Below are 24,724 nucleotides of genomic sequence, written 5' to 3' on the forward strand. Positions count from 1 at the left end.
TTAAGACTCCCTCGTGTTGACGGAACGGTGCGACACTTCTTCAGCCGGGGTGACGCCATCCGCGGGGCCGGTGTCACTCTGAGAGGCGCCGGTTTTACGGGACTGCCACAACCGCACAACCAGATTCATCAACCGACCAGCACCTTCCACCAGGCCACCGGGCAGAAAAATCACCACCAGCATGAAAATCAACCCCAGGGAGATATGCCAGCCGCTGCCCAGGAATGGCGAAACCACAGCGACCAGTACATCCGTCACGCCCTCTGGTAATGCCGAGAACCACCCCTCAACCACGGATTCGTTAATGCGGCTGAAAATGTTCTCGAAGTACTTGATGATGCCGGCACCGAGTACCGGCCCAATTAACGTCCCGGCGCCCCCCATAATGGTCATCAGTACCACCTCACCCGAGGCGGTCCATTGCATGCGCTCTGCCCCCGCGAGAGGATCCATACAGACGAGCAAGGCACCCGCCAGCCCCGCATACATGCCGGAGATGACAAAAGCCGTCAGCGCATAGGGCCGGGAGTTGAAGCCCGTATAGTTAAGCCGGGTCTGATTGCTTTTGATCGCCCTCAGCATCATCCCGAACGGCGACCGGAATATGCGCAACGACAGGTAGAACATGCCTATCAGTATCAGCGCGCTGACATAAAACCCGACGTTAAACTGCAAATCCATTCCGAGAAACGGCACGACCGCCGTATCGGACATTTCAAACCCGAATAAAGAGGGCGATGCCACCTGGCCGGACTCACTGGCGCCATCCAGAATCCGGGGGTCATCGAGCTCGAGTTGCAGCCCGGTTTCGCCGTTGGTGATGGGGGTCAATACCGAGTAGGCCAGGTTATAAGACATCTGAGCGAACGCCAGCGTCAGGATCGAAAAATAGATCCCGGACCGCCGCAACGAGATATACCCTATCAATAGCGCGAACAGGCCCGACACCACGACAGAAAAAATAATAGCGGGCACGATGTTGACGCTGAGCAACTTCAGCATCCAGATCGCGGAGTAGCTGCCTACGCCCAAAAACGCTGCATGGCCAAATGACAGGTAGCCGGTCAAGCCAAACAGGATGTTGAAACCAATGGCAAAGATGCCGTAGATGACGAACCGCTGCATCAGGTCCGGGTAACCGGCCCCCACCGGCGCCAGAATCAGCGGCCCGGCCAGCACCAGAATGGTGAATACAATCATCAGAGTTCGGTCGCTGGTATGTGGCGTTTTCAACATAACATCAAGTCTCCATTACGCCTTTGCGCCCCATGAGTCCACGGGGACGGGTCAGCAGAATAATGACTGCCACCAGGTAGATGATGACCTGATCAATCGAAAATCCGAACAGGAAAGCTTTCACCTCCGGCATGGAAGCGAAGCTCTGCAGAATGCCCAGCAGAAAACCCGCCGCCACCGCACCAGCCAGCGAGCCCATACCGCCAACGACCACCACCACAAAGCACAACACGAGGAAGTCCATGCCCATGTGGTAATTTGGCGACAGGATCGGGGTATACATCACGCCCGCCAAACCGGTGACAACAGCAGCCAGACCAAACATCGCCGTAAACCGTTTGTCGATATCGATACCCAGTAAACCAACGGTTTCCCGATCGGCCATGCCAGCCCGCACCACCATGCCGAAGGTGGTGTAGCGCAAAAACGCAAAAATACCGCCGATAACGACGACCGCGAACAGAAAATACACCATCCGCCAGATTGGATAGAGCACGGAATTTTCCGTCATACCGATCAACGCCCCGACATCAATGGAGCCGACAAAGGCCTCCGGTGCCGGCTGGGGAATCGGGTTGGCACCGTAAACGGACTTGATCACCTCCTGCAGCACAATGGCCAAGCCGAAGGTAACCAGGATCTGATCCGCATGGGGGCGCTTGTAGAAGTGCTTTATCAGGCCGCGCTCCATCACGATGCCAAGCAACAGCATCACCGGAATAGCAAACAGAATGGACCAGAACACCGAGTAATCGATCATCATCGCGCCGAAATCACCGAACCAGAGCTCGACATACGGAGTCTCGATTTCCAGTGGGGTACCCCAGGGACTCACTTCGGTCTCGGAAATCGTAACTTTCTCGTAGGACAACAGATTGTTGAATGTGACTGTGCAGAATGCACCAATCATGAAGAGAGCGCCGTGGGCGAAATTCACCACGCCCAGGGTGCCAAATATCAAGGTCAGCCCCAACGCGATCAATGCATAGGCACTGCCCTTATCGAGCCCATTCAGTATTTGCAGAAGGATGGCATCCATCGGTATTTACCTTGTCTAACAACAGGCGTCTGTAGTGGGACAGACATAACAAGACCGGGCTGTCGGAGAGGCGCACTGGCCGGGGACGGCCAGTGCGCTACTTAACAGAGGAAGCCCAGGTGCCTGAAATCAGGCGCCTGGATTACACTTGCCGAGTGAGCCACCGGCAAACATCGGATGGTCTGGCTCGTAGGTGACCTTGTCTGCAGAGGTCACATTGACTACCTCTAGCAGGTCAAACTCCGACGATGGATTTTCCTTACCTCGAACCACGAGTACATCCTTGAAGCACTGATGGTCCTCGGCGCGATAGAGCGTCTTGCCATTGCCCAGGCCGTCAAACTCATAGCCTTCCAGCGCCTCTACGATGGCACAGGGGTTGAAGCTGCCCGCTCGTTCGGCGGCATCGGCGTACAACAGGGTTTGCACATAACAGGTATGCGCAGCCTGCGACGGGGGCTGGCCATACTCTTTACCAAAGGATTCGACAAACGCCTTCGAGCCCTCATCCTGCAACGACCAATGCCAGTTGGTAGACCCGAAAATGCCTTTCACGGAGTCTCCGGCACCACGAGCCATGAGGCGGGAATACAGCGGTACAACAATTTCGAATTGCTTGCCGTTGACCATCTTCTCACGAAGGCCGAATTGAACCGCATTGGTCAATGAGTTCACCATGTTGCCGCCATAGTGATTCAGGATCAGCACGTCCGCTCCGGAGTTGGTCACTGGCGCAATGTAGGACGAGAAATCCGTTGCCGACAGAGGCGTACGAACGGTATTCACGGTTTCCCAGCCGAGCTCTTCAGTCGCCGCCATCATGGACTGTTCCTGAGTCCAGCCCCAGGTGTAGTCCGCAGTCAGATGGTAGGCTTTGCGATCATTCCCATAGTGCTCGGACAACACCGGCGCCAGCGCCGCAGCCGACATGTAGGCGTTGAAGAAATGTCGGAAACCGTTGGCTTTTCTATCTTTGCCGGTGGTGTCGTTGGAGTGGGTCAGACCGGCCATGAAAATGACACCCGCGTCCTGGCAAAGCGACTGAACAGCAACTGCGACCCCGGAAGAAGAGCCGCCGGTAATCATGATGGCACCGTCTTTTTCAATCATTGCACGGGCAGACGCACGAGCCGCGTCCGATTTGGTCTGGGTGTCGCCAGTGACGTATTCGACCTTCCGGCCGAGAATACCGGTGCCTTTGAGCACCTGCGATGAAAACGTCTTCAGCATGCCACCGTCGCCTTCACCGTTAAGATGCTTGACGGCCAGTTTGTAGGCACGCAACTCATCGGCACCCTCATCGGCATAAGGCCCGGATTGAGGAACGTTGAATCCAAGTACCACGCTGCCTGAACCGGGTTCGTTGGTATAGGCACTGGCGGCTCTGGTAAAGATTGTTGGGGCAACAAGTCCAGCGCCGAGAACAGCGCTGCCTTGGAGGAACTTTCGGCGGTTCAGATAATAATTTGACATGTGCTTCTCCTTGGATTGTTCTTGTTCTTTCCTAGCTGAACACCACTGACGCTTTTTTAAACAGGTGTCCCCATAGATTCAAGTTCACAGAGGTTGGTCAAATAAGCAACAAAAGCTCACCAAATTTACAACCAATGTCTAATAGCGAGGGATCGCCAATTCACACTTTCAATCGATTGAAAATGCAAGCTATGTGACGCCTGGAACTTCAGGTCCGTGTCCATCCTGTCTCCCGGCTTCCCTCCGGCCCCCTGCCCTGTAGAATGCAGCAAATCAGATCCATTACATGGCAGTACTCTCATGCTTGATTTTCGCAGTGACACCGTTACCCGGCCTTCCCGAGAAATGCGCAATGCGATGGCCCACGCCGAGGTCGGGGATGATGTCTATGGTGACGACCCGACCGTGAACAGCCTGCAGGCCTTTGCCGCCGAGCGGTTCGGTTTCGAAGCCGCCCTGTTTACCGCAACCGGAACCCAGGCCAACCTGCTGGCGATCATGAGTCACTGTGGCCGGGGCGACGAATACCTGTGCGGCCAGTCGGCCCACAATTACCGCTATGAGGGCGGTGGCGCCGCGGTGCTGGGCAGCGTGCAACCGCAGCCGATCGAGAACGAGCCGGACGGAAGTATCTGCCTCGACAAGGCCCGCGCTGCCATCAAAGCCGATGACTTTCATTTCGCGGTGACTCGCCTGCTCTCTCTGGAAAACACCATTGGCGGCCAGGCACTGTCCCTCGACTATCAGCGTGATGCCCGTGCCTTCTGTGACAGGCACGGACTGCTGCTGCACCTGGACGGCGCCCGGGTATTCAACGCCGCAGTGACATCCAACTGCGACGTGACCGAGATCACCCGACACTACGATTCAGTCAGCGTGTGCCTATCGAAAGGCCTGGGCGCGCCGGCCGGGTCACTTCTGCTGGGCTCGAAAGCTTTTATCGACCGCGCGACACGTCTGCGCAAGATGGTGGGTGGCGGCATGCGCCAGGCAGGCATTCTGGCGGCGGCCGGGCGAATTGCGCTGGAGCAGGGTCCACTCCGTCTGCAGGACGACCATGAAAACGCTGCTTATATGAGCACTGGCCTTTCGGAGATTCCGGAGCTGGAGGTTAACCCAGCCAGCACCCAGACCAATATTGTCTATGCCCGCTGCCGGGCCGGCAGAGCCGGACAGCTGCGCGATTACCTCGCCGAGCGCAACATCCTGATCAATGCCGGTGACCCGATCCGCTTCGTCACCCATCTGGATGTGAACCGGCAGGATGTCGACACGCTGATTGATACCGTCCGCCGGTTCTACCGCGCCTAGTCACGATCAAGCACTACGCAGCTGAGTGCCGCCCCTGGGCTCAAACGAACGTCAGCGGGCGGTATCGGCGGGCTCAGGCAGTGCCTCCTCGTCAATGCCAGGACGCTCTTCGTCGTCTGTGTCATAGGTATATGGTTCGCCTTCCTCATCCTGCAACTGGTAGTCGTACGCTGCCTGGAGGCCCGTTTCTTCCTCCTCAGGCTCGTCCGTGCCGAAGTCGATGTAATGGGGATAAAGCGGTGACAGAAGCGCCACCACAATGCCAATAACGGAAAAGGTCGCAAACGCACTGCTGTACCCCAGGTTGTCCACCAGCGTACCCACCAGGGGGGAACCTGATGCCTGCCCCAGCGACACCGCCATGAACGGCAGAACGGGTCCCATGGACAACCGCCCGGGCAATAACCGAATGCCCGTCATCAGGTACAGCCCGGTCAGGCTCATATAGGCCAGACCAAACACCAGTGCCGAAAACGCCGCCAGTACAATCTGTCCGGGCGTTGCCGCCAGCAAGGCCAGGCTGGCGGCCAGCATCATCAGCATCAGCGCCTGGGTTATTGGCGGGTTGTTTCGATCCGCCAGGTCAGCCACCACCGCGCCTCCCAACCCGGCAATCCCCACCGCCAGCCAGAGCCAACCGGTTTCGCTGTCGGGCAGTTCGCCCAGGTTCACCACCAGATCGGGCGCAAAGATCCAGTACGCGGAGGAAATGAATCCCATGACGAAGGCGAACAGTGACAGTCTGAGAAGACGCCACCACTGCAGGGCGCTGATCGGTGCTGGTGGTGCCGCGTCCGATGGCATCACCCGGGAGACCGATGGAATGATAAACCAGGCTGCAATCACGCCGATGAAGGCCAGCGCCGCAAACGCCAGGTAGGCGGAGCGCCAGATACCGGCCATGAACAGAACCGCCGGCACCGCCAGGGCAACCCCCACGCTGGTACCGGCGTTCATGATGGAGCTGACCCGCCCATGCACGGAACGATCCACCAGCACCTGCATCGCGGCCGACAGAGCCGGCATCATCAGCCCGGTGCAGATACCGCAGGCAAACACTCCCAGACCGAGGGAAACCGCACCGGTCGACTGACTGATCAGCGCCAGCCCGGCAACGCCAAAGCCACCGGACAGCACCGCCGCGTTGCGTGCCCCCAGGCGAATCGCCAACCAGGGCGCCACCAGTGACGCCAGCAGAAAGCTGATGAGTGGCAAGGCACCAATGATACCGATCAGGTAGGGCGTCAATTCCAGGTCATTTCGGATAGGAGGGACGAACAGACCGAAGGCGAAACGGGCCAGGCCAAAACTGATCGCGGTCAGCGCCGCTCCAAACAGGGCAAATCCGATGTTTGAAACCGACTTCACGATGTCGCCTCCGGGGCTGGGTATTTGTATTCCAGTCTCCCGAGACTAGAAGCTGCAGACTCTCACTTCAAACACGCTGGGCTGGAGCGCCCGTCCGAAGCTTTGGCAGGCCGCATTGTCGGCACCGACACTCCAGAGCCTAGCCAAAGTAGTGGTGCAGCAACTGTAACACCAGGATCAACATAATCATTGGAATGAACCAGCGCGTAAGATGGCCGTAGTTCTTCGGTTCGCCACCCTTGGCTGCAAACTTTTCCAGCAAAGGAATAATGACGATCAGCGTCAGAAACAAAATCGCCAGAATCGTCAGCAAGGTACCCATGGCCAGCCCTCCCTACCGTCGGCCCGGAATTCAGTCTGACAGTAAAGCTGCATTGGTCCCCCGTCAAAAATGCGTGCAGTTTGCCGGGCATTTTTTTGCGCTTCTGCGGCATCGTTCCTTGAATTCCGGGGGCTTACCAAGCAGCCTGTCCGCAACACCAGCAGTAGACTGACATACCCCACTATGGACACCGCATTACTGGTTTCGGGGCTGATCTTCAGCGCCATTGGCATCGGATACTTTGTTTACGGACGGCGCCAGGACAACATGGCCGCGCGCTGGAGCGGCCTTGCGCTGGTTCTCTATCCCTACCTGATGACCGATGTCTACACCATGGTGGCCGTGGGCATCAGCCTTATGTTGATTCCAAGGTTTGTCGACCTGTAGGAATATTTTAGAATTGAATCAAGGTGCTTTTCTTCGCAATGGCAAAAGGCTCTCGAACATGACGTTCAATCCGTTTAATACCCGAATTGGTCTGGCGCTAGGCGGCGGTGCCGCCAGGGGTATTGCTCACATTGGCGTGTTGAAGGCCTTCGAAGAAGAGCAGATTCCGATCCATTGTATTGCGGGCACCAGCTCAGGCGCGCTGGTCGCCAGTTACTACGCCTTTGGCCGCCCGATCGACTCGATCCTCTCCATCGGTTCGACCCTCAACCTGTCCAAAATCACCAAATTCACCCTTGAGCGTGGTGGCCTGTTCAGTACCAAGCCGATCCGGGAAATGATCCTTCGGGACCTCGGGGATTGCCGCATCGAAGACGCCCATATTCCCCTGGCGATCTGCGCCACGGATATCGAAACCGGAGAGCAGCTGATCTTTCGCAAGGGAAATCTGGCGGACGCTGTCTGTGCCTCCATGGCCGTGCCGGGGTTGTATGTTCCGGTTGAAATCGACGGCCGGACACTGGTGGACGGCGGACTGGTCGAGAACGTTCCGATTTCGCCGTTGGCGGGCATGGGCGCAGGCATCACCGTGGCCGTGGACCTGAGTCACGTCAGCCGGTACCCGAAGCCGGAAGACACCTTCGATGTCATCAGCAACGCCATTAACATCGGCATCGACTTCAACACCCGCAAGCAGCTTAAAAAGGCTGACATCGCCGTACCGCTGGATTTGAGCCGCTACAGCCTGACCAACAATGCCAAATGCGTGGATGACCTGGTCATGGAAGGCTACTACCCGATGAAGAAAAGGATCGGTCGGCTGCTCTGGTACAAGCGAATGAATGTCTTTATCAATCTGGTCAGAACGGCAAAAGACCTGCTGCCGCTTAAAGTGCCGGAGATCATCAAGGACCTGAAACGCCAGGCCCAAGCGGTTCGTCATCGTAGCTGAACGGACTGCGTATATCGAAAAGACCTCAAGCAACCCCAAAATGTGTAATCAGCTCATCGCAACTGCAGTCGATGATACTGACGTTACGGAAGCCCATGTGCTTCAGGGCCGCGGCAGACAGCGCGGCGCGTCCTCCGGTGGCACAGTGCAGGAGGATGAGGCGGTCCGGATCCGTAGTGTGATCGGTGATCTTCATTTCCAGCACACCGCGGGGAATATTGATCGTGCCGGCGGCACGCTTCTCGGCCACTTCACCCGGCTCACGCACATCAATCACCAGCGCATTGCTGCTTTCGGAAAGCAGGTCTTTGGCCGCCTGGGGTGTAAGGCAATGCAGGGAGGACTTGGTGTCTGCGACGATTTCCTGCAGGTTTTTCAAACTCATGATGCGTTACTCCTGTTTGACCGGTGGTCCGGCCATGTCAATTAGGGTCTAATGAGCCAGACATTCACTTGCCGATAAATACGCGCACTATGCCCGTTGTTGCACCACCCCCGCAAATGATCTCAGAAGCAGAAATAGCGCTGGCTATCCGCTCAGGCGTGGAGCGCTACTTCGATGATTGCAGGGCGAGGGTTCCCGGGTTTATCGACCGCCATTTCCGCCTCCCCGGAGCAATCGCCACCAACCAGAAGGCACTGGGCTGGGATCTGCTGCGGGCACCGGTCAACCTGCTCTGGGCTCCGGTGTACGCCCTGGCATGCCTGATAAAAATCCTGACACGTGGGCAACCCGGCATGAAATGGCTGTCGAGACTGGCCGCTCTTGCACCGGCCGGGTTCACTACCCGGGTGCAGCAGCACATCTCTGACCTGATTCTGGTAGAACTGCTGAACAACGATCAGCAAGACCAATTGCTGGAGCGTTATCTGATTGAGGCGCTGGAAGAAGTCTACGACCGCCATACCCGTGAGCCGGTGGATCATCAGCAATTCAGCTCGCTGGTTGAACCTCTGGTGTCGGACGCACTGAGTCAGTACCGGGTGACCCGTACAGCCTCTGCAGACATCACCAACAGCATCTCATGCACCGTACTGGGGGCATTTGCCTTCCAGAAGTTTACCCCCGGCGGGATTGGCATCGGCATGGTGCTCTCCGCCATGGTGGCGAAAGCCTTGGCAGCCCGGGACTTCATCCTGGGCGAAACCATCGGTGGCTGGTATTACGACCTGTTTCCTCCCGAGCCGTCATTCCTCACAACCGCCCTGACGGTCGTCGGAGTCATGGCAGTTCTGGCGGTATTTGCCGCCTTTTCCGGCATGATCACCGATCCGATTCAGGCGGCCGTCGGTTTGCATCGCCGCCGCCTGAACAAGCTGCTGGATCACCTTCAGCAAGACTTCGCAAAAAACACCCAAAGCAGCTTCCGCCCGAAAGACCAGTTCGTTGCGCGGGTTATGGATGCTTTTGACATGATCCGCTCGGGATTGCTGTAGGCAGCTGCCTCCGCCCTCGCTTTTCTATCTAAAAAAGCGACTCAAAGCACACGGAAAGTGAACCGAACAATCATTTGCAGCCTACCCTTCTAACTACCCCATTCATTCGATGCAAAGGGAGTTCTGCATGATTACCGTTCACCACCTCAACAATTCCCGTTCACAGCGAGTGCTCTGGATGCTGGAAGAATTGGGGGTGCCTTACGAGATCCAGCGTTACGAACGTGATCCTAAAACCATGCTGGCGCCCGAGAGCCTCAAGAAGGTCCACCCGCTGGGCAAATCCCCGGTGATCACCGACGGAGATCTGACCGTGGCCGAATCGGGCGCCATTATCGAATACCTGGCCCACACCTATGGCAAAGACACCATGCTGCCACCCAGTGGCAATCAGGCCTGGCTGGATTACACCTACTGGCTGCATTACGCTGAGGGTTCACTGATGCCGCCGCTAGTGATGCGCCTGGTTTTTGAAAAGGTGAAAACCAGTCCGATGCCGTTCTTCATCAAACCCGTGGCCAAGGGTATTTCCGATAAAACCAACCAGATGTTCATCGGCCCCATGATCAAAACCCATCTGGACTTTATCGAGTCCCATCTTGCTGAAAACACCTGGTTCCTTGGGGACAACCTGAGCGGGGCGGATATCCAGATGAGTTTTCCGCTGGAAGCGTCCGTAGCCCGAGGCATCGTCGGCGACAGCAGGCCTCACATCACCGCCTGGGTCGAACAGGTGCATGCACGGCCAGCGTACAGGCGGGCCCTTGAGAAAGGCGGCGACTATGAGTTTGCCTGAGCAGCCCCTTGGCACACCGTGAACACCAACCCGCAGCGTCCAGTCGCTGGCGCCTGCGCCCCCGGGAGATCCCCTTCCGGCGCCGCCTGACCCGGGCTGCCGTCGCATTAATCTATCGTCGGACAGACCACGGCGGCACTGAGTTGCTGTTCATCCAGCGCGCCCGCCGGGAAGGCGATCCCTGGTCCGGCGACATGGCCTTCCCTGGCGGCCGCCTGCAACCGGAGGACGCCACGCCCCGCGCGGCCGCCGAACGGGAAACCCTGGAGGAAACCGGTATTGACCTGGTGCGTCATGGCCGTTTCCAGGCCCGCCTCTCTGACCTGCTGACCCGTCACCACAGCCGCTGGCGTCCCATGGTGGTCACGCCCTACGTTTACGAATGGAAAGGGCCAAAAGCCGTTACGCTCAACCATGAAGTCGAGACATTGGTCTGGGTTCCTCTCGACTACCTGGCGGACAAAGAGAACCAGAGTAAACGTCCCTGGCGCACGCCGCTGGGTACCCTGAATATGCCCTGTTGTCGATATCAGGAGTACTGCATCTGGGGGCTGAGCTATAGCATGTTGCAGGAGTTACTCGCGCAACCTCTTACGCAACCCCGGCAGTAACCCCTTCTTTCCCCGCTTATCTGCTACGTTTTTAGAGACAATGCTCGCGCTTCGACGGGAGGCAGGTTTTGGACAAACCTGAACGCTGGTCGCAGAAGGTGACCGATTCCAGCGATGCCCTGGAGCTGGAGAGTGGCGTCTTTACCCTTGACGATCCCCGGGATATCGCACGTTCCCTCAAGCGGTCCGCTGAACAGAGCAAACGCCGTAAATCCGATCCCTACCGGTCGGCCATGTCGATGCTGACGTTCTATATCAATCGAGCTGGCAAGCAACTTTCGGCCGAACAAAAGGAACGGCTCGAGGCGGCCAAGGACGAATTGCGCGTCCTTTTCGGAAAACCTCGCAAAGGGCCTGTCCCAGCGCCAAGGACGGATTCCAGACAATGAAACTCACAAGGAAGGGTATGATTGGCCTACTCGTAACAGGCTTCTATGCCATGGGCATCATCATGGCGCTGCATGCGGCCCTGACCACACGGACATCAACGGGTGCGGTGGCCTGGACCCTGTCCCTCGTTACTATGCCATTCGTCGCGGTTCCCGCGTACGCAGTGTTCGGCCGGAACCAGTTCGAGGGCATGGCCGATGCCTACGAAGAGAGGGCCAATGAGATCGACCCGATCCTGGATGGGTATCGCGAGTTGCTCGGCCCGTGGACGGTACCCAGGAGTGAGGCACCGTCCTGGTATAACGTCGTTCACCAACTGGCAGAGTTTGGCCTGGTCCGAGGCAACACGGTGGAATTGCTGATCAATGGGGAGGCCACCTTCGACAGCATCCTCAGGGGCATCGCCGAGGCAGAGCGGTATATTCTGTTCCAGTTCTACATGATCCACGACGATGGACTGGGAAGGCGGGTGAAAGACGCACTGGCCGAGCGAGCGCGGGCGGGCGTCAAGGTTATGGTGCTCTACGACGAAGTGGGCAGTTCCCGCCTGACCGAAGCCTACCTGGCCGATATGCAGGCCGCCGGTATTCAGGTCAGCTCATTCAAACCCAACCAGGGTGTCGGGAACCGGTTCCAGCTCAACTTTCGCAATCACCGGAAAATGGTGGTGGTCGATGGTCGCACAGCCTGGGTCGGTGGCCACAATGTGGGAGACGAATATCTGGGGCTGGACCCGGACTTCAGCCCCTGGCGCGATACCCACGTCAAAATCGAAGGGCCGGCCGCGATACAGGTCCAGCTGACGATCCTCTGGGACTGGTACTGGGCCACCCGGGAACTTCCGGAACTGGTATGGACGCCGACACCTGTCACCAACGCTGACCAGCAGGTGATGATCCTGCCCACTGCCCCAATCGGCCATCTGGAAAAAGCCAGCCTGTTTTTTGTCTCCGCACTGAGCGCTGCCCGCGAGCGAATCTGGCTGTCCGCCCCCTATTTCGTGCCCGACGAAGCCGTCATGAAAGCGCTGCAACTGGCCGCCCTCCGGGGCGTCGACGTGCGGATCATCACCACCGGCAAGCCCGACAGTTGGCCCGTCTACCTGGCAGCTTTCCACTACATCGAGGAACTGCGCGGACTCGGCATTCGCTTCTACGCCTACCAGCCCGGGTTCCTCCACGAAAAGGTAGCGCTGATTGACGATCGCATCTCCAGTGTCGGCACCCACAACTTCGACAACCGGTCCTTCCGCCTCAACTTTGAGGTGGCCGCGGTGATTGTCGATGAGGGATTCGCCCAGCAAATGGAAGCCATGTTCGAGCAGGACTTCGACCACGCCGAGCCGATCGACCCGGAGAGTCTGGAAGATCGCCCGCTCTGGTGGCGGCTCGGGGTGAAACTATCGAGGCTGGCCGCCCCGGTGCTGTAAGTGAAAAAGTGGTGTAAGCAACTGAAATCCTGCCATATTAAAGGTATGGCAGTCTGATTTCCGGAGCCAATCTTATGCCGATAGCGGAAAGCGTGAGCCAATGACCTACCGCCAACTCGTCCTCACCGGAGTATTCGGGCTTCTGGCCTTTGCGCTCTGGGCGAGCCCTGAGTTCAAGCAGATTGCTGCCGGGGTTGCGATCTTCCTGTTTGGCATGCTCTCGCTGGAGAACGGGTTCCGGCAGTTCACCGGTGGGCTGTTGGAACGGTTGCTGCAGGGGACAACCGATACGATTCCGAAAAGCCTCGGTTTCGGCATTGTCAGCACCGCCATCATGCAATCCAGTTCTCTGGTGTCGGTGATTACCATTTCCTTCCTGAGTGCCGGCCTGCTGCCCCTGATCACCGGCATCGGCATCATTTTCGGAGCCAACCTGGGCACCACAACCGGCGCCTGGCTGTTCGCCACCATCGGCATGAAGATGAGTCTATCGGCCTTTGCGCTGCCGATGCTGGTGTTCGGTGTTGTGATGAATTTCCAGCATTACCGCACCCTGAAAGCCTCCGGCGCGATTCTGGCCGGCCTGGGGTTCCTGTTTCTTGGCATTGACTTCATGAAGGCGGGGTTCGAGGGCTACCAGTCGGCGGTGGACCTGCGGGAATACGCCATGACGGGCGTTACCGGACTGCTGGTGTATACCGGGCTCGGCATCCTGGCAACAGTCATCATGCAATCAAGCCACGCAACGCTGGCCCTCACCCTGGCGGGCATTACCACGGGCCAGATCACCTACGAGAACGCCCTGGCACTGGCCATTGGCGCCAACATCGGCACCACGGTGACCGCCGTGATCGGTGGTCTTGGCGCGAACATCGCGGGTAAACGCCTGGCCGGCGCCCACCTGCTGTTCAACGTAGCAACAGCGGCCATTGCGCTGATCCTGATCGAGCCCCTGCGCTGGACCGTCGACAGCCTCTCGGCGCTTATGTCGATCGCTGACGATGACTACACGGTCAAGCTCGCCCTGTTCCACACCCTGTTCAACTGTCTCGGTGTTGCCGTCATGCTGCCACTGATCTCTCAACTGGCGCGAGCACTGGAGCGCTGGTTGCCGGAAAAAGCAGAAGAGGCTGCAGCCAGACCCAAGTACCTGAACCGCGCCGCGATGGACTCTGCCGATAGCGCCAATGCCGCGGTTCGCCGGGAAGTCTGGCACCTGTTTGACCAGGCCTTCATTATCCTCGCCCACGGTCTGCATCTGCACCGCGAACATATTTGCACCAGCGATGACCTCGAAGGGATGATTAACAATAGCCGGGAGCGTATCGATATCGACATGGACCTGGTCTACCGGCAGCGCGTCAAAGAACTCTACAACGCCATACTGGATTTCATCTCCGGCCGGATGACGCGCATGTCGCCCGCCAGTTCAACCGAATCACTCTATCGCCTGCAACACGCCGCCGCCGAGATGGTCGAAGCCATCAAGCATGTGAAACACCTGCGTAAAAACCTGACAACGTACATGGCGTGTAATAATCCTGCCATTCGTCATGAGTACAACGACTTGCGGCTGCGGGTGGCCATGGTGCTCCGCGAAACCCATCGGATTTACGAGGGCCAGTTTGAAGACCCCAGCACGGCCTTGCTTGAGCTTGACGAGATCGCCATGGGTGCCCGGGTAGACCGGGAATCCATGGTTGCGCGGGTCACAAAGCTTCTGGGCACCAAGCGAATCGATTCGGCGATGGCGACATCCCTTCTCAACGATTCGGCCTATGCCAGCGAAACCGTCGATGCGATTCTGACCGCGACCCGTGAGCTGCTTACGGCCCTGGATGTGGACGCAGCACGAACCACCGAGGCACTGTCGGTGAGTGATGAGGGCCAGGCCGGTGTCACACTCTGATGCACCATGAGCGACGATGATTCAAACCTGAAGGAGCCGGACAATGGGATTCAAGGATCTGGTAGCAAAGCTCGACGATATTCTGGGTGAACACGACAAGGGGCTCTCTCCCAAACTGGAAGAGCTGGAGCGCCTGGAAGAGGCACTGGAGAGAAAGCAGGCGAAATACCGGGACCGGCTGAGTTCCGGCACTTTAGAGGAAACACCTGCCCAGACCGAGGTTCGTCTGCGCGTGGTCGAGGCTCAGCTGGCCAAGCTGCGTGAACTGGTGAAGGAAATCAGCGACAGTGCCAAAGGCCACAACGATAACAGTTGACGACACCCCCGGCCCTGCGCATCAGGGCAGCAGCATCCCCCGGATGGTAAAGAACAGAATAGCCGCCAACACCCCCGATAACGGCACCGTAATCAACCAGGCAGCCACAATCTTCAACACGGCTGAGCGCTTGACGAGTTCCTGCCGGTAAACCTTTTTCAGGCCCTTTCGTTCGCTTTTCGAGATCGGCGTGGGGGTACCGCTTTTACTTTTTAGATTTTTGAGAATAGTTCCCTTCTCTTCGAACGAAGCTGCTTCGAATTCCTCAAGTATGCGCTCTACGACGGCCCGATCTTTTCCGGCATGGTGCGCCTCGATCTCATCAATTTTCTTGCGGTAGGTGGTCTTTAGATGCTCCCGCAGAAAGCCGACACCGAAGACACCGCCAATGGCGATATGGGTCGAACTTACCGGAAGCCCCAGCTGACTGGCGATGATGACCGTAATCGCCGCCGCCATGGCAATGCAAAAGGCACGCATCCGGTCGAGTTCCGTGATCTCCGACCCTACGGTGCGAATAAGCTTGGGGCCGAACAATGCCAGGCCGAGCGCAATCCCAAGTGCACCTACCAACATCACCCAGGTAGGGATCGCCGCCTTCGTCGCGACGCCGCCTTGCAAGACAGCTTCATTGATCGCAGCCAGCGGGCCGACTGCGTTTGCGACATCGTTTGCCCCGTGAGCGAAACTCAACAATGCGGCAGAAAATATAAGTGGGAAAGTGAAGAGGCTGTCGACGCCCGCTTTACTGTTTTCGACCTCGGAGGGAAGGCGGGCGATAAACCATTTGGTCAGACGCCATACGAGGATACCGCCGATCGCGCCGATAAAGACCGCAGGCAGTAACCCGATATCAACAACCTTGCCCAACCCCTTTATCACCAGATAGGTGGCGAACGCCCAGGCCATCATGGCAACGAACAGGGGTACGTTGTATTTGGCGGCCTCAGCAATGTCACGCTGGTAGGTTATGCGGCGTTTTATCAGATACAGGGTCAGTGCAGCGATGGCCCCACCCAGAACCGGCGATATCACCCAACTGGCGACGATCTGACCAAACTGCCCCCAATCCACGATGTCCGTGCCACCGGCTGCGATACCCGCGCCCATGACACCGCCGACGATGGAGTGGGTCGTGGACACAGGCGCGCCCACGTATGTCGCCGCATTCAGCCAAAGCGCCGCGGCAAGTAGCGCAGCAATCATCAACCAGATGAACGTATTGGAGTCCCCGATCAGTGCCGGATCGATAATCCCCTTCTTGATGGTGCTGACCACATCGCCGCCGGCAATCAGGGCGCCGCTCGCCTCAAAGATCGCCGCTATGGCGATGGCACCAGCCAAAGTGAGCGCTTTGGAACCGACTGCAGGCCCCACATTATTGGCAACATCGTTGGCGCCGATGTTCATCGCCATGTAGCCGCCAATCATGGCTGCCGCCACAAGAATGACCATGTTCGGAGTATCCGCCCCGATCGAGCGGACATACAACATGATCCCCACAAGGAATAATACCGCCAGACCAAAGCGGAAAACCTCGGCGCGGCCATAGCGGGTTGCTCGTTCTATGGCATTGATTTGTTCTAATTCCATAAGTCTGCCGCCATCCAGTTCTTAATTGGTGACAGCCTCCGAGCCAGTGTAAAGAAGGTCACCATTTCACAGCCCAATACACTGTAGTCCAAAGCCACAGGTTTTGGGTGCCAGAGCCCTGACGGCGCCATCCGAATGATATGAATCAAGAAATGCAGCACTTGTGGAAGGGAAAGAACCACCCCGTTTCACAAACGGGTAGGTATTAAACGAATAATTGAAAACTTTGCTATGCAGTGCCCGTTAATTAGCGTACTGTCTCGTTCGTTGGAAACGATTTAGCTAAGCATCTCACGAATAAGACCTTTTGTGTTGACACACCTTTTGTCCTGTTTTTGATCCTGCCCGTTGTTTTATTTCCCGCATATCGCTGATCACCGATCACAACGATCTTTTGACGGCACAATGATGATTAATTTCAGGATATTTATTATGTCTACAGTTACTGGCAACGTTAAATTCTTCAGTGAAGAAAAAGGTTTTGGTTTTATCACTCGTGAAAGCGGCCCGGACGTTTTCGTTCACTACAGCGCTATTCAAGGTGGCGGTTTCAAAACTCTGGCCGAAGGCCAAGAAGTTGAATTTACCGTGACCCAGGGCCAGAAAGGCCCGCAGGCAGAGAACGTTATTGGTCTGTAATTAGCAGCCAAAACGTGAAGAAAAAGGCAGCCTCTGGCTGCCTTTTTTTATGCCACTTGATTTTATAACCCTGAATCCGAGAAGCCATGTTCGAGCAGGGTTGACGAAACCGCCAACGCAGGCCTCAATAAAGACGACATCATTGAGAGCAGGATGCGGGCATGAAATGGATCATACTGATTATTATCATCGTGGCTTTAGCCTACTGGCTTAACCGGGGTCGTCTCAAGAACAACGTCGAAGACCCTGAGCTGAAAACCTTTGAGAAAAAGAATTACTACCTCACACCGGACGACAACTCATCAGATGACGACTCGTCTTCTGGTAACAGTAACCCGCGGCATTGAATCGGCTGCCTGTGATTTAAACCTATGCCTACCGAATTACCCTTTTCTCAAGCGTGCGAGAACAACAAAGACCCGATCCTGACCAGGCTGCGTGAGATTTTCGATACGCCGGGAACGGTGCTGGAGGTGGGCTCGGGGACCGGGCAGCATGCGGTGCATTTTGCAAAAGCCCTGCCCCATCTGCAGTGGCAACCCACCGACCATCCGGATGCTGCTGGTCTGTGCCGCCCCAGGCTGGAACAAGCTTCGCTACCCAATATCCTGCCAGTGATGGAGCTGGACGTCAGTACGGCTGACTGGCCCATTGAATCCTTCACCTGGGCGTTCTCAGCGAACACCGTCCACATCATGGCATGGCGAGAAGTCGAAGAGATGTTCCGCCGTATCGGTGAGCGCTTGTCTGCAGACGGGGCCTTTTGCCTTTATGGCCCTTTCAATAACGACGGTCAGTATTCCAGCGACAGCAACCGACAGTTTGACCAGCATCTGCGAGCCCGGGCACCTCATATGGGCATCCGGGATTTGCGAGATCTTCGCGAATTGGCAGAAGCGGTGGGGCTGACTCTAGCGGCAAACCACGCCATGCCAGCCAACAACCGGTTGCTGGTGTTTCAGCGAATACCTGTCGACTGCAACCACTGACTGATCTGCGCCTGGTTCATGGCTCCACTCTGACGGGCCACTTCCCGGCCATTCTGAAACAGAATCATGGTCGGTATGCTGCGAATCCCATACTGACCGGCCGGGCCCTGGGCCTGCTCGGTGTTCAGCTTGGCAAAGCGCACTTTGCCCTGCCACGCCCTTGCCGCTTGCTCGAACTGGGGCGCCATGGCCTGGCAGGGGCCACACCAGCTGGCCCAGAAGTCCACCAGCACCGGCACATCACTGCGCCCGGTATGGGCCGCAAAGTTTTGCCCCGACAGCTCCAGAACCTTATCCGGCCAAAGCGGTTGTTTGCAGGCACCGCAGTTACCACCAGCGGATAGCTTGTCCGCTGGCACACGATTCACTTTATGGCAGTGGGGACACACCAGGTGTCGAACGTCCGTCATGGAGATTTTCCTGTGCTGAGCTGTTTGAAAGAAACATCAGGGCATAAGGAAAGAAATCAAGCTGCAGCGTTCATGAAGTAGCAATCAGGAAGACTTTGCGGCTTGCGGAACCGATGTGGTCTAATTTGGCCAGACTGCAACCGGCTTAAGCCACTGACTGGAACCCTCCGTAATGATCGTACGTGATCGCCCCGGTGCCCTGGCACTGATGCTGGCCTGGAAAGGGTCTGTTGTTCCTCACATTTTGCCGCACATTCTTCTGACCGCAGCGTTTGCGTTCATCGTTACCTGGTTCTCCCGCCATGACCACCTCGGTGGCATTGTCGAATACACACTGCTGCCATTCACCATCATCGGTATTGCCCTGTCCATCTTTCTGAGCGTACGAAATACCGCCACGTACGATCGCTGGTGGGAGGCACGAAAGCATTGGGGCAATATGGTCACTGAGATCCGGAGCCTGGCCAGAGCGGCTGGCATTTACCTTCAGAAGGAGCCGCGACGGGAGCTACTGATAAGAAGCCTGGCGCACGTCCACCTGCTGCGGGGCCAGCTGCGCGGCGAAGATATCAGCGCCGATCTGCCGGCATCGTTGTCACCAGACTTGATAAAACACGCCTTGAACACCCGCAATCCGGCGGAGTTCATGCTTCAGAGAGCCGGAGACATCGTCGCCACAGCACACAAGGCAGGCGATGTGGACTCGGTGGCAGCCGCCTCGCTGGACAAGCACCTGCATGGTCTGGCCAGCATCCAGGCAGCGTCAGAACGAATCGCGAACACGCCAATGCCTTTCGCCTATACCCTGCTGGTACACCGTACCGCTTATATCTACTGTTACCTGCTGCCGTTCGGTCTGGTGGATGCTGCTGGCTGGTTTACGCCGGTTTTCACTGCAATTGTGGCCTACACCTTCTTTGGGTTGGATCGCCTGTCAGAACAGCTTGAGTTTCCATTCGGCCGTGAAGCCAATGATCTACCGCTGGATTCCCTCTGCCGGGTACATGACATCAGCGTTGCTGAAGCCCTGGGTGACACCGCACCCGAGCCTATGCAGCCAGTGGATTATTTATTGCAGTAGAGCGGCGCCTGACACGTCAGCGCTGACGCCGATCTTTATAGGGAATGCCGGATCCTGATAAGGACAGATTAATCCGTCAGAGATAATACCCATCTGACGGTCCGTCAGGACTTTTGACGTTCGCTGAACACGGGCAACCTAGCCTAGAGCCGCTCAATCGCCTTGAGCAGGGACCGGAAAGCCTTGGTGAAGCTGCGCTCAGCCACCCGGTCCATCACCCGGCCAAGCAATGGAACCTTCACATGTCCTTCAGAAATCCAGATTACCCGAGTTTTGTCACCTTCCGGCTGTAAAACGATTTCCCCTCGTGTGTGATCAACGGAGAACGGCTTCGATTGTTCGATGCGATAGTCCATTCTACTGGGCCGATCGAACCGGATAATGCGCTCGGTCAATTCAAGCTTACCCGCGCCAATAATCCGCAGGGCTCCGGTGCCATTTTTCTCATCCTGGCCTTCTTCCACCAGCACCGATTTGCCCACCCCCGGAAACCGCTCATAGCGAGCGTGATCGGAGATAGCCTCAAACACCGTGTCGATATCCCTGGCCAGCACCTGCTCTACATGAATGCGAAACATAAGCTCTCCTCAATTTCGATCCTGCTATCACTTCGGGTCAGCCGAAAACAATCGCATATTTAAAGCATGCTAGGATGCTCTTTCACAATCGCAGATAAGGAAAGCTCAAGGAAGATGAATAACAACTATAAGATTGCCCTTCTGATCGACTGTGACAATGTCAGCCATCAGTCTATCGAAGGAGTGCTTCAGGAGCTTGCCAAGTACGGTGCTGTCAATGTTCGCCATGCCCATGGAAACTGGAATGGTCCGCAACTGAGCGGCTGGATTGAAAAACTGCACGCTAATGCCATCCGGCCAGTTCAGCAATTTGCCTACACTACCGGCAAAAACGCCACCGATGCATCAATGATCATCGACGCCATGGATTTGCTCTACAGTGGAAACGTAGATGCCTTCGCGCTCATGACGAGTGACTCCGACTTTACTCCGTTAGTCATGCGCATTCTTGAAGCTGGTCTTCCGGTCTTCGGCTTCGGCGAGCGCAAGACCCCGATGCCATTTGTGAATGCCTGCTCTCAGTTCATTTACACAGAGAATTTGCGCGAAGACAGCGAGGAACTTGAGAATCTCAACGACGGGGCAACTCCCAAGCCAACTGTTGAAAAAAAGCGAGGACGCAACGAACTACGGGGCGATTCTGTCTTGGTAAGAACTTTTAGAACGGCTGTAGAACAAACTGCTGATGATGATGGCTGGGCACATCTCGGCAAAGTGGGTCAGTACATTTCGAATAACAGCTCCTTTTCCCCAGTGAACTACGGATATAAAAAATTGAGCGACCTCATCCGCGCCAGTGAATTGTTCGAGATGAGCGTTCGAGACAAGAACGTGTTTTACATCAAGAGCCCCGAGAAATAGTTCAGTCCAGGCGTTTCCCAGTTGGGCAGGTGTAATATTTGAGAAATGAATTTTCCAGATAAACGCTTCACCAACGAGCCCGATTCATGACCATCGACCGTGAACGCCTCGCGGCCCTCGCCGCGGAACCCCATTTCTACCGGGGCAAGTATCGAAATCGGGAGCGGGTGCCCCGCCGTGGCCTGGGGGATCTCCTGCGCTGGCAAATGGCACCGGGTCGCCGCTTCCCGAAGGGTAAACGCTACACGCTGCTGCGGCCGGATGGTCACTTGCTGATAGACCCGCCGGCACAGCCACAGCTGGTCTGGCTGGGGCATGCCTCATTCCTGTTTCAGTATCGGGGCCTGAACGTTTTGACCGACCCGGTGTTATCAGAGCGCGCCAGTCCCTTCCGACTGGTCGGTCCTAAGCGTTACACCCCGCCTGCCCTGACGGTATCGGAAATGCCACCGATCCACCTGGTACTGATTTCCCACAATCACTACGACCATCTCGACGAAGCAACGGTGCGCCAGTTGCACCGACGGTTCGGAGATAAGCTTCGCTTCTGCATTCCCATGGGCCTTCGGCGCTGGTTCGAAAAGCGTGGCATCCACAACCTGGTGGAACTGGACTGGTGGCAGTCGGCATCCCTTTCCGCCAACAACGAAGTGTTCTGCCTGCCCGCCCAGCACTTCAGCGGGCGAACCGCAACCGACACAAACACCTCGCTCTGGTGCAGCTGGCTCCTGGACATGGATAGCTTCCGGTTCTATTTCGGCGGTGATACCGGTTACGGAAGGGTGTTTCAGGACATTGGCGAACTGTTTGCGCCCATTGATCTGGCGCTTCTTCCCATCGGCGCGTATGACCCGCGCTGGTTCATGGCCCCGGTGCACGTAGCGCCGGAGGAAGCCGTCAAAATTCACCAGGACATCGGCGCCCGCCAGTCAGTTGCCATGCACTGGGGCACCTTCGTGCTGACCGATGAACCGATGGACGAACCACCGCGGCGACTGCGGATGGCGCTGGAAAACCAAGGCCTCGGCGAGTCGGTGTTCCGGGTGATGCAGCATGGTGAGGTGTGGTCTCCGTCATGAGTCCTGTCGATACCAGATCGGCGTGGCCTGCGACTGTGGCTCGCTATCACGCCCAGGCCAGAGTTACGATAATGATAACTTGAGGATGAAGGATTTCGCGGGCAATGGAGGCAACTGAAGCAATGAAACACAATCGGACAAGGAAGGTATGGCTGCTTGCCGTTGCCGCGATGGGGGTGTCCGGATGCATGGACGCCAACAACGCCCATTTCGGCATTGAGAACATGCCTTCAAACTTCAGCAGCGAAGGGGAGCGCCTTTATTTCACCGGCACATCGAGTTCCGGTGAGCGGATCATCCCGGTTGGTGGGCACCATCACATGCAGATGCACGGAGGCAGTTGTGCCACCTGTCACGGTGCTGACAAAGAAGGCGGCGCGATCATGTGGCCACGGTTCTGGGTTGTGGCTCCGGCGTTAACTCATGGGGCATTAGAGAAAGAGCACAACGACGGCCACGACCATGCATCCTACGACGAATCATCGCTTAAAAGCGCCATCGTGAAAGGCATTGGTCCAGATGGAAAGCCACTGCACGATACGATGCCACGGTGGCGAATGTCGGAAGAAAGCCTGGATGCGCTGGTTCACTACCTGCTTGGTGGACACTCTCACTAAGCCGCAGGGTGAGAGTGCAGACAAACCAGCATCAGAACGGAACTGGCGCGGCGGGTCCAAGGAATCAAAAGAGATCAAACCGCCAGTTCGATAATCTCTCCCACCACCCCCTCCTCGCTCACTGCCAGCCGCCCCACCGTGATCGGCAGGGTGAAACGCCGTGGCCCGGCACCACCGGGGTTGAAGTACAGCACATCGCCGACCCATTCATTGCGGGGCTTGTGGGAATGGCCGGCGATCACCACCCGGAATCGGCCTTGCGGATCGAAATCTAGGCTTTTGACGTCGTGGAGCAGGTAGAAGGCGTGGCCGAGGAATTCCAGTTCCTGAACATCGGGCAGCTCCGACGCACGGCCGGTTTTATCGATATTGCCGCGAATGGCAATCACCGGGGCGATGGCCTCCAGCGCGTCCAGAACCTCGTCCCGCCCGACGTCACCGGCGTGCAGGATCAGCTCCGAGCCTTTCAGTGCCTCGAGGGCTTCGGGGCGCATTTTGCTGTGGGTGTCTGCGATGACGCCGATGAGCATGCCTGCGCCCCTTCATCTCTCAGTGGTGATGACCACCCGGCCCATGGGCGTGGCCGTGGGCGATCTCTTCGGGATCAGCATCGCGGACGTCGATGATCTCAATATCGAAGGTCAGGGTTTTGCCGGCCATCGGATGGTTGGTGTCGACATCGGCAAACTTGTGGCCGACCTTGGCGACGACCACATGGCGCGGGCCCTGCTCAGTTTGCACCTGGGCAATCATGCCCGGCTTCCAGCGCTTGGCGCCCATCAGATGCTTGATGGGCACGCGCTGAATGGCACCTTCCTTGCGCGGACCGTAGGCTTTGTCCGGGGTGACGGTAACGCTGAAGGTATCCCCGGCATCACGGCCTTCAATAGCCTCTTCCACCCCCGGGATAACGCCGCCGTGGCCATGGAGGTAGGCGTTGGGTTCACCACCGTGGGAGTCTTCAATGGCGTTGCCCTGTTCATCACGAACACTGTAGTGAAACAAGACCACCTGATTCTTTTCGATTGGCATAAATGTTCTCTGCAACGGTTGAAAGTACGCCATTATAGCCAGCAGTAGCGCTGACTGCAGGAGCAAAAAAAGATACTACCTACCCCTGCCAATACGCCTTGCTGCGCTCATCCATCGGAAAGAAATGCTCGATCCGCAAATTCTGGGCGGTGACATCCAGAGGCGTACCGATGGTTGCGATGGTGGAAAAGATATTGAGCTGCTGATCCCCAAGATTCAGGGTAAAGGGAATTGCCGGGTAGTCCAGGTGTTCCACCACATGGTTTTTCCAGTGTTGCGGGACGCCGGGCACCGTCAGGGCCTGGTCCAGCAACCGGTTGGGCTGGTCCCGGAAGGGGCCGGCGAGGTGCTCATGGTAGACCCGCTGCAACATGTGGCAGGCGATGTTCTCCCAGTCGCCCACGAAGGGCTTGATGCCCGCTTCATCAAGCAACGCCAACAGAAAATTTGGCCTTGCCGGCAACTGAGCGCCCAGCTGCACCATTCTTAACATCAAAGCCTGCATGGCCTCGTTGGCCATCACCAGATTGTACTCGTGGTCGAACACCACCGCCGGGTATGGCAGGTGCCCCTTCAGCAGGTGCTCAAGGGCCTCCCTGATCATGGCCATGCCAGGCGCGCTCAGATCCTGATGGGAGTAAACCTGGCTGTAACCCGCCGCCGACAGCAGCCGGTTGGTCCCGGCCAGATCCGTTTTCAGCATTTGCGCCAGATGCAGCACCATGCCTTTGCTGGGCTGGCTGCGGCCGGTTTCCAGAAAACTGATGTGCTTCGCCGACACCTCGCACGCCAGGGCAAAATCCATCTGGCTCAGGCGTTTCCCCTGCCGCATTTCTCTGAACAACGTACCGAAGGCGCTCATTGGGTTT

The 24,724-nt window shown here is 57.1% G+C and carries 28 protein-coding genes and 1 pseudogene; 17 read left to right on the forward strand and 12 right to left on the reverse strand.

Translation table 11 applies throughout. The features are described 5' to 3' along the window. The 3 genes from K8I84_RS08235 to K8I84_RS08245 all read right to left on the reverse strand — a co-directional run bounded on the left by K8I84_RS08235 (position 1) and on the right by K8I84_RS08245 (position 3,748). Complete coding sequence (locus K8I84_RS08235) at positions 1 to 1,236, reverse strand: branched-chain amino acid ABC transporter permease (protein ID WP_223794264.1); 1,236 nt, start codon at positions 1,234 to 1,236, stop codon at positions 1 to 3. A 4-nt stretch (positions 1,237 to 1,240) separates the two neighbouring features. Then, positions 1,241 to 2,275 carry a branched-chain amino acid ABC transporter permease gene (locus K8I84_RS08240; protein WP_223794265.1) on the reverse strand — a complete coding sequence of 345 codons (1,035 nt, stop codon included), beginning with the start codon at positions 2,273 to 2,275 and terminating at the stop codon, positions 1,241 to 1,243. Between the two features lie 129 nt (positions 2,276 to 2,404). After that, entirely contained in the window at positions 2,405 to 3,748 is a 1,344-nt protein-coding gene (locus K8I84_RS08245) for a substrate-binding protein (protein WP_223794266.1), read from the reverse strand. A 300-nt stretch (positions 3,749 to 4,048) separates the two neighbouring features. Between K8I84_RS08245 and ltaE the strand changes: the two genes are divergently transcribed. Next, positions 4,049 to 5,059 carry a low-specificity L-threonine aldolase gene (gene ltaE, locus K8I84_RS08250; protein ID WP_223794267.1) on the forward strand — a complete coding sequence of 337 codons (1,011 nt, stop codon included), beginning with the start codon at positions 4,049 to 4,051 and terminating at the stop codon, positions 5,057 to 5,059. Between the two features lie 51 nt (positions 5,060 to 5,110). On the opposite strand, the gene K8I84_RS08255 is transcribed toward ltaE, so the two are convergent. After that, positions 5,111 to 6,427: an MFS transporter gene (locus K8I84_RS08255; protein WP_223794268.1), complete on the reverse strand. Its 1,317-nt coding sequence runs from the start codon at positions 6,425 to 6,427 to the stop codon at positions 5,111 to 5,113. A 139-nt stretch (positions 6,428 to 6,566) separates the two neighbouring features. Continuing rightward, positions 6,567 to 6,749 (reverse strand): hypothetical protein, encoded by a 183-nt coding sequence (locus K8I84_RS08260; RefSeq protein ID WP_223794269.1) that lies wholly within the window; start codon positions 6,747 to 6,749, stop codon positions 6,567 to 6,569. A gap of 183 nt (positions 6,750 to 6,932) precedes the next feature. Here K8I84_RS08260 and K8I84_RS08265 point away from each other — a divergent pair, with 183 nt between their 5' ends. Both K8I84_RS08265 and K8I84_RS08270 read left to right on the forward strand, forming a co-directional pair. Then, entirely contained in the window at positions 6,933 to 7,136 is a 204-nt protein-coding gene (locus K8I84_RS08265) for a hypothetical protein (protein WP_223794270.1), read from the forward strand. Positions 7,137 to 7,218: 82 nt separating this feature from the next. Continuing rightward, positions 7,219 to 8,088: pseudogene (locus tag K8I84_RS08270) on the forward strand (patatin-like phospholipase family protein); the annotation flags it as partial. A 25-nt stretch (positions 8,089 to 8,113) separates the two neighbouring features. Here the strand turns inward: K8I84_RS08270 and K8I84_RS08275 are convergent. Beyond that, the gene (locus K8I84_RS08275; RefSeq protein WP_223794272.1) at positions 8,114 to 8,473 is read right to left on the reverse strand and encodes a rhodanese-like domain-containing protein; all 360 of its coding nucleotides are present in this window, start codon (positions 8,471 to 8,473) and stop codon (positions 8,114 to 8,116) included. Positions 8,474 to 8,589: 116 nt separating this feature from the next. Here K8I84_RS08275 and K8I84_RS08280 point away from each other — a divergent pair, with 116 nt between their 5' ends. The 7 genes from K8I84_RS08280 to K8I84_RS08310 all read left to right on the forward strand — a co-directional run bounded on the left by K8I84_RS08280 (position 8,590) and on the right by K8I84_RS08310 (position 14,976). Next, the gene (locus K8I84_RS08280; RefSeq protein WP_223794273.1) at positions 8,590 to 9,525 is read left to right on the forward strand and encodes a DUF6635 family protein; all 936 of its coding nucleotides are present in this window, start codon (positions 8,590 to 8,592) and stop codon (positions 9,523 to 9,525) included. Positions 9,526 to 9,652: 127 nt separating this feature from the next. Further along, positions 9,653 to 10,321, forward strand: a complete 669-nt coding sequence (locus K8I84_RS08285) for a glutathione S-transferase family protein (RefSeq protein WP_223794274.1) — start codon at positions 9,653 to 9,655, stop codon at positions 10,319 to 10,321. Between the two features lie 8 nt (positions 10,322 to 10,329). After that, complete coding sequence (locus K8I84_RS08290; RefSeq protein WP_223794275.1) at positions 10,330 to 10,932, forward strand: NUDIX hydrolase; 603 nt, start codon at positions 10,330 to 10,332, stop codon at positions 10,930 to 10,932. 68 nt (positions 10,933 to 11,000) lie between these two features. Continuing rightward, positions 11,001 to 11,321, forward strand: a complete 321-nt coding sequence (locus tag K8I84_RS08295) for a DUF3175 domain-containing protein (protein ID WP_223794276.1) — start codon at positions 11,001 to 11,003, stop codon at positions 11,319 to 11,321. 17 nt (positions 11,322 to 11,338) lie between these two features. Beyond that, positions 11,339 to 12,751: a cardiolipin synthase gene (cls, locus tag K8I84_RS08300; protein ID WP_223794277.1), complete on the forward strand. Its 1,413-nt coding sequence runs from the start codon at positions 11,339 to 11,341 to the stop codon at positions 12,749 to 12,751. Positions 12,752 to 12,851: 100 nt separating this feature from the next. Next, complete coding sequence (locus K8I84_RS08305; protein WP_223794278.1) at positions 12,852 to 14,660, forward strand: Na/Pi cotransporter family protein; 1,809 nt, start codon at positions 12,852 to 12,854, stop codon at positions 14,658 to 14,660. 43 nt (positions 14,661 to 14,703) lie between these two features. Then, positions 14,704 to 14,976 (forward strand): hypothetical protein, encoded by a 273-nt coding sequence (locus tag K8I84_RS08310; protein WP_223794279.1) that lies wholly within the window; start codon positions 14,704 to 14,706, stop codon positions 14,974 to 14,976. Between the two features lie 21 nt (positions 14,977 to 14,997). On the opposite strand, the gene K8I84_RS08315 is transcribed toward K8I84_RS08310, so the two are convergent. Continuing rightward, positions 14,998 to 16,569: an inorganic phosphate transporter gene (locus K8I84_RS08315; RefSeq protein ID WP_223794280.1), complete on the reverse strand. Its 1,572-nt coding sequence runs from the start codon at positions 16,567 to 16,569 to the stop codon at positions 14,998 to 15,000. A 432-nt stretch (positions 16,570 to 17,001) separates the two neighbouring features. Between K8I84_RS08315 and K8I84_RS08320 the strand changes: the two genes are divergently transcribed. The 3 genes from K8I84_RS08320 (at position 17,002) to K8I84_RS08330 (ending at position 18,197) form a co-directional block, all read left to right on the forward strand. Next, positions 17,002 to 17,208 carry a cold-shock protein gene (locus tag K8I84_RS08320; protein WP_223794505.1) on the forward strand — a complete coding sequence of 69 codons (207 nt, stop codon included), beginning with the start codon at positions 17,002 to 17,004 and terminating at the stop codon, positions 17,206 to 17,208. Positions 17,209 to 17,369: 161 nt separating this feature from the next. Continuing rightward, on the forward strand, positions 17,370 to 17,555 hold the full coding sequence (locus tag K8I84_RS08325) for a hypothetical protein (protein ID WP_223794281.1): 186 nt from the start codon (positions 17,370 to 17,372) through the stop codon (positions 17,553 to 17,555). 24 nt (positions 17,556 to 17,579) lie between these two features. Continuing rightward, positions 17,580 to 18,197 carry a DUF938 domain-containing protein gene (locus tag K8I84_RS08330; protein ID WP_223794282.1) on the forward strand — a complete coding sequence of 206 codons (618 nt, stop codon included), beginning with the start codon at positions 17,580 to 17,582 and terminating at the stop codon, positions 18,195 to 18,197. Here K8I84_RS08330 and trxC read toward each other — a convergent pair. Next, positions 18,167 to 18,607: a thioredoxin TrxC gene (gene trxC, locus K8I84_RS08335; RefSeq protein WP_223794283.1), complete on the reverse strand. Its 441-nt coding sequence runs from the start codon at positions 18,605 to 18,607 to the stop codon at positions 18,167 to 18,169. The genes K8I84_RS08330 and trxC overlap by 31 nt on opposite strands. A 172-nt stretch (positions 18,608 to 18,779) precedes the next feature. On the opposite strand from trxC, the gene K8I84_RS08340 reads away from it, so the two are divergent. Next, complete coding sequence (locus tag K8I84_RS08340) at positions 18,780 to 19,688, forward strand: bestrophin family protein (protein WP_223794284.1); 909 nt, start codon at positions 18,780 to 18,782, stop codon at positions 19,686 to 19,688. 143 nt (positions 19,689 to 19,831) lie between these two features. Here K8I84_RS08340 and K8I84_RS08345 read toward each other — a convergent pair whose 3' ends face one another. Continuing rightward, a complete protein-coding gene (locus K8I84_RS08345; protein ID WP_223794285.1) occupies positions 19,832 to 20,266 on the reverse strand; it encodes an SRPBCC family protein in 435 nt (144 codons plus the stop codon). A gap of 114 nt (positions 20,267 to 20,380) precedes the next feature. On the opposite strand from K8I84_RS08345, the gene K8I84_RS08350 reads away from it, so the two are divergent. The 3 genes from K8I84_RS08350 to K8I84_RS08360 all read left to right on the forward strand — a co-directional run bounded on the left by K8I84_RS08350 (position 20,381) and on the right by K8I84_RS08360 (position 22,823). Further along, positions 20,381 to 21,127 (forward strand): NYN domain-containing protein, encoded by a 747-nt coding sequence (locus K8I84_RS08350; protein WP_223794286.1) that lies wholly within the window; start codon positions 20,381 to 20,383, stop codon positions 21,125 to 21,127. 86 nt (positions 21,128 to 21,213) lie between these two features. Continuing rightward, entirely contained in the window at positions 21,214 to 22,206 is a 993-nt protein-coding gene (locus K8I84_RS08355; RefSeq protein WP_223794287.1) for an MBL fold metallo-hydrolase, read from the forward strand. 122 nt (positions 22,207 to 22,328) lie between these two features. After that, positions 22,329 to 22,823: a c-type cytochrome gene (locus K8I84_RS08360; RefSeq protein WP_223794288.1), complete on the forward strand. Its 495-nt coding sequence runs from the start codon at positions 22,329 to 22,331 to the stop codon at positions 22,821 to 22,823. 74 nt (positions 22,824 to 22,897) lie between these two features. On the opposite strand, the gene K8I84_RS08365 is transcribed toward K8I84_RS08360, so the two are convergent. The 3 genes from K8I84_RS08365 to K8I84_RS08375 form a co-directional block, all read right to left on the reverse strand. Then, entirely contained in the window at positions 22,898 to 23,353 is a 456-nt protein-coding gene (locus K8I84_RS08365; RefSeq protein ID WP_223794289.1) for a metallophosphoesterase family protein, read from the reverse strand. Positions 23,354 to 23,372: 19 nt separating this feature from the next. Next, entirely contained in the window at positions 23,373 to 23,855 is a 483-nt protein-coding gene (locus tag K8I84_RS08370) for a peptidylprolyl isomerase (protein WP_223794290.1), read from the reverse strand. 79 nt (positions 23,856 to 23,934) lie between these two features. Next, complete coding sequence (locus K8I84_RS08375) at positions 23,935 to 24,717, reverse strand: helix-turn-helix domain-containing protein (RefSeq protein ID WP_223794291.1); 783 nt, start codon at positions 24,715 to 24,717, stop codon at positions 23,935 to 23,937. Positions 24,718 to 24,724 lie beyond the last annotated feature (7 nt).

The organism is Marinobacter sp. F4216, assembly GCF_019931195.1.
Classification (GTDB): domain Bacteria; phylum Pseudomonadota; class Gammaproteobacteria; order Pseudomonadales; family Oleiphilaceae; genus Marinobacter; species Marinobacter suaedae.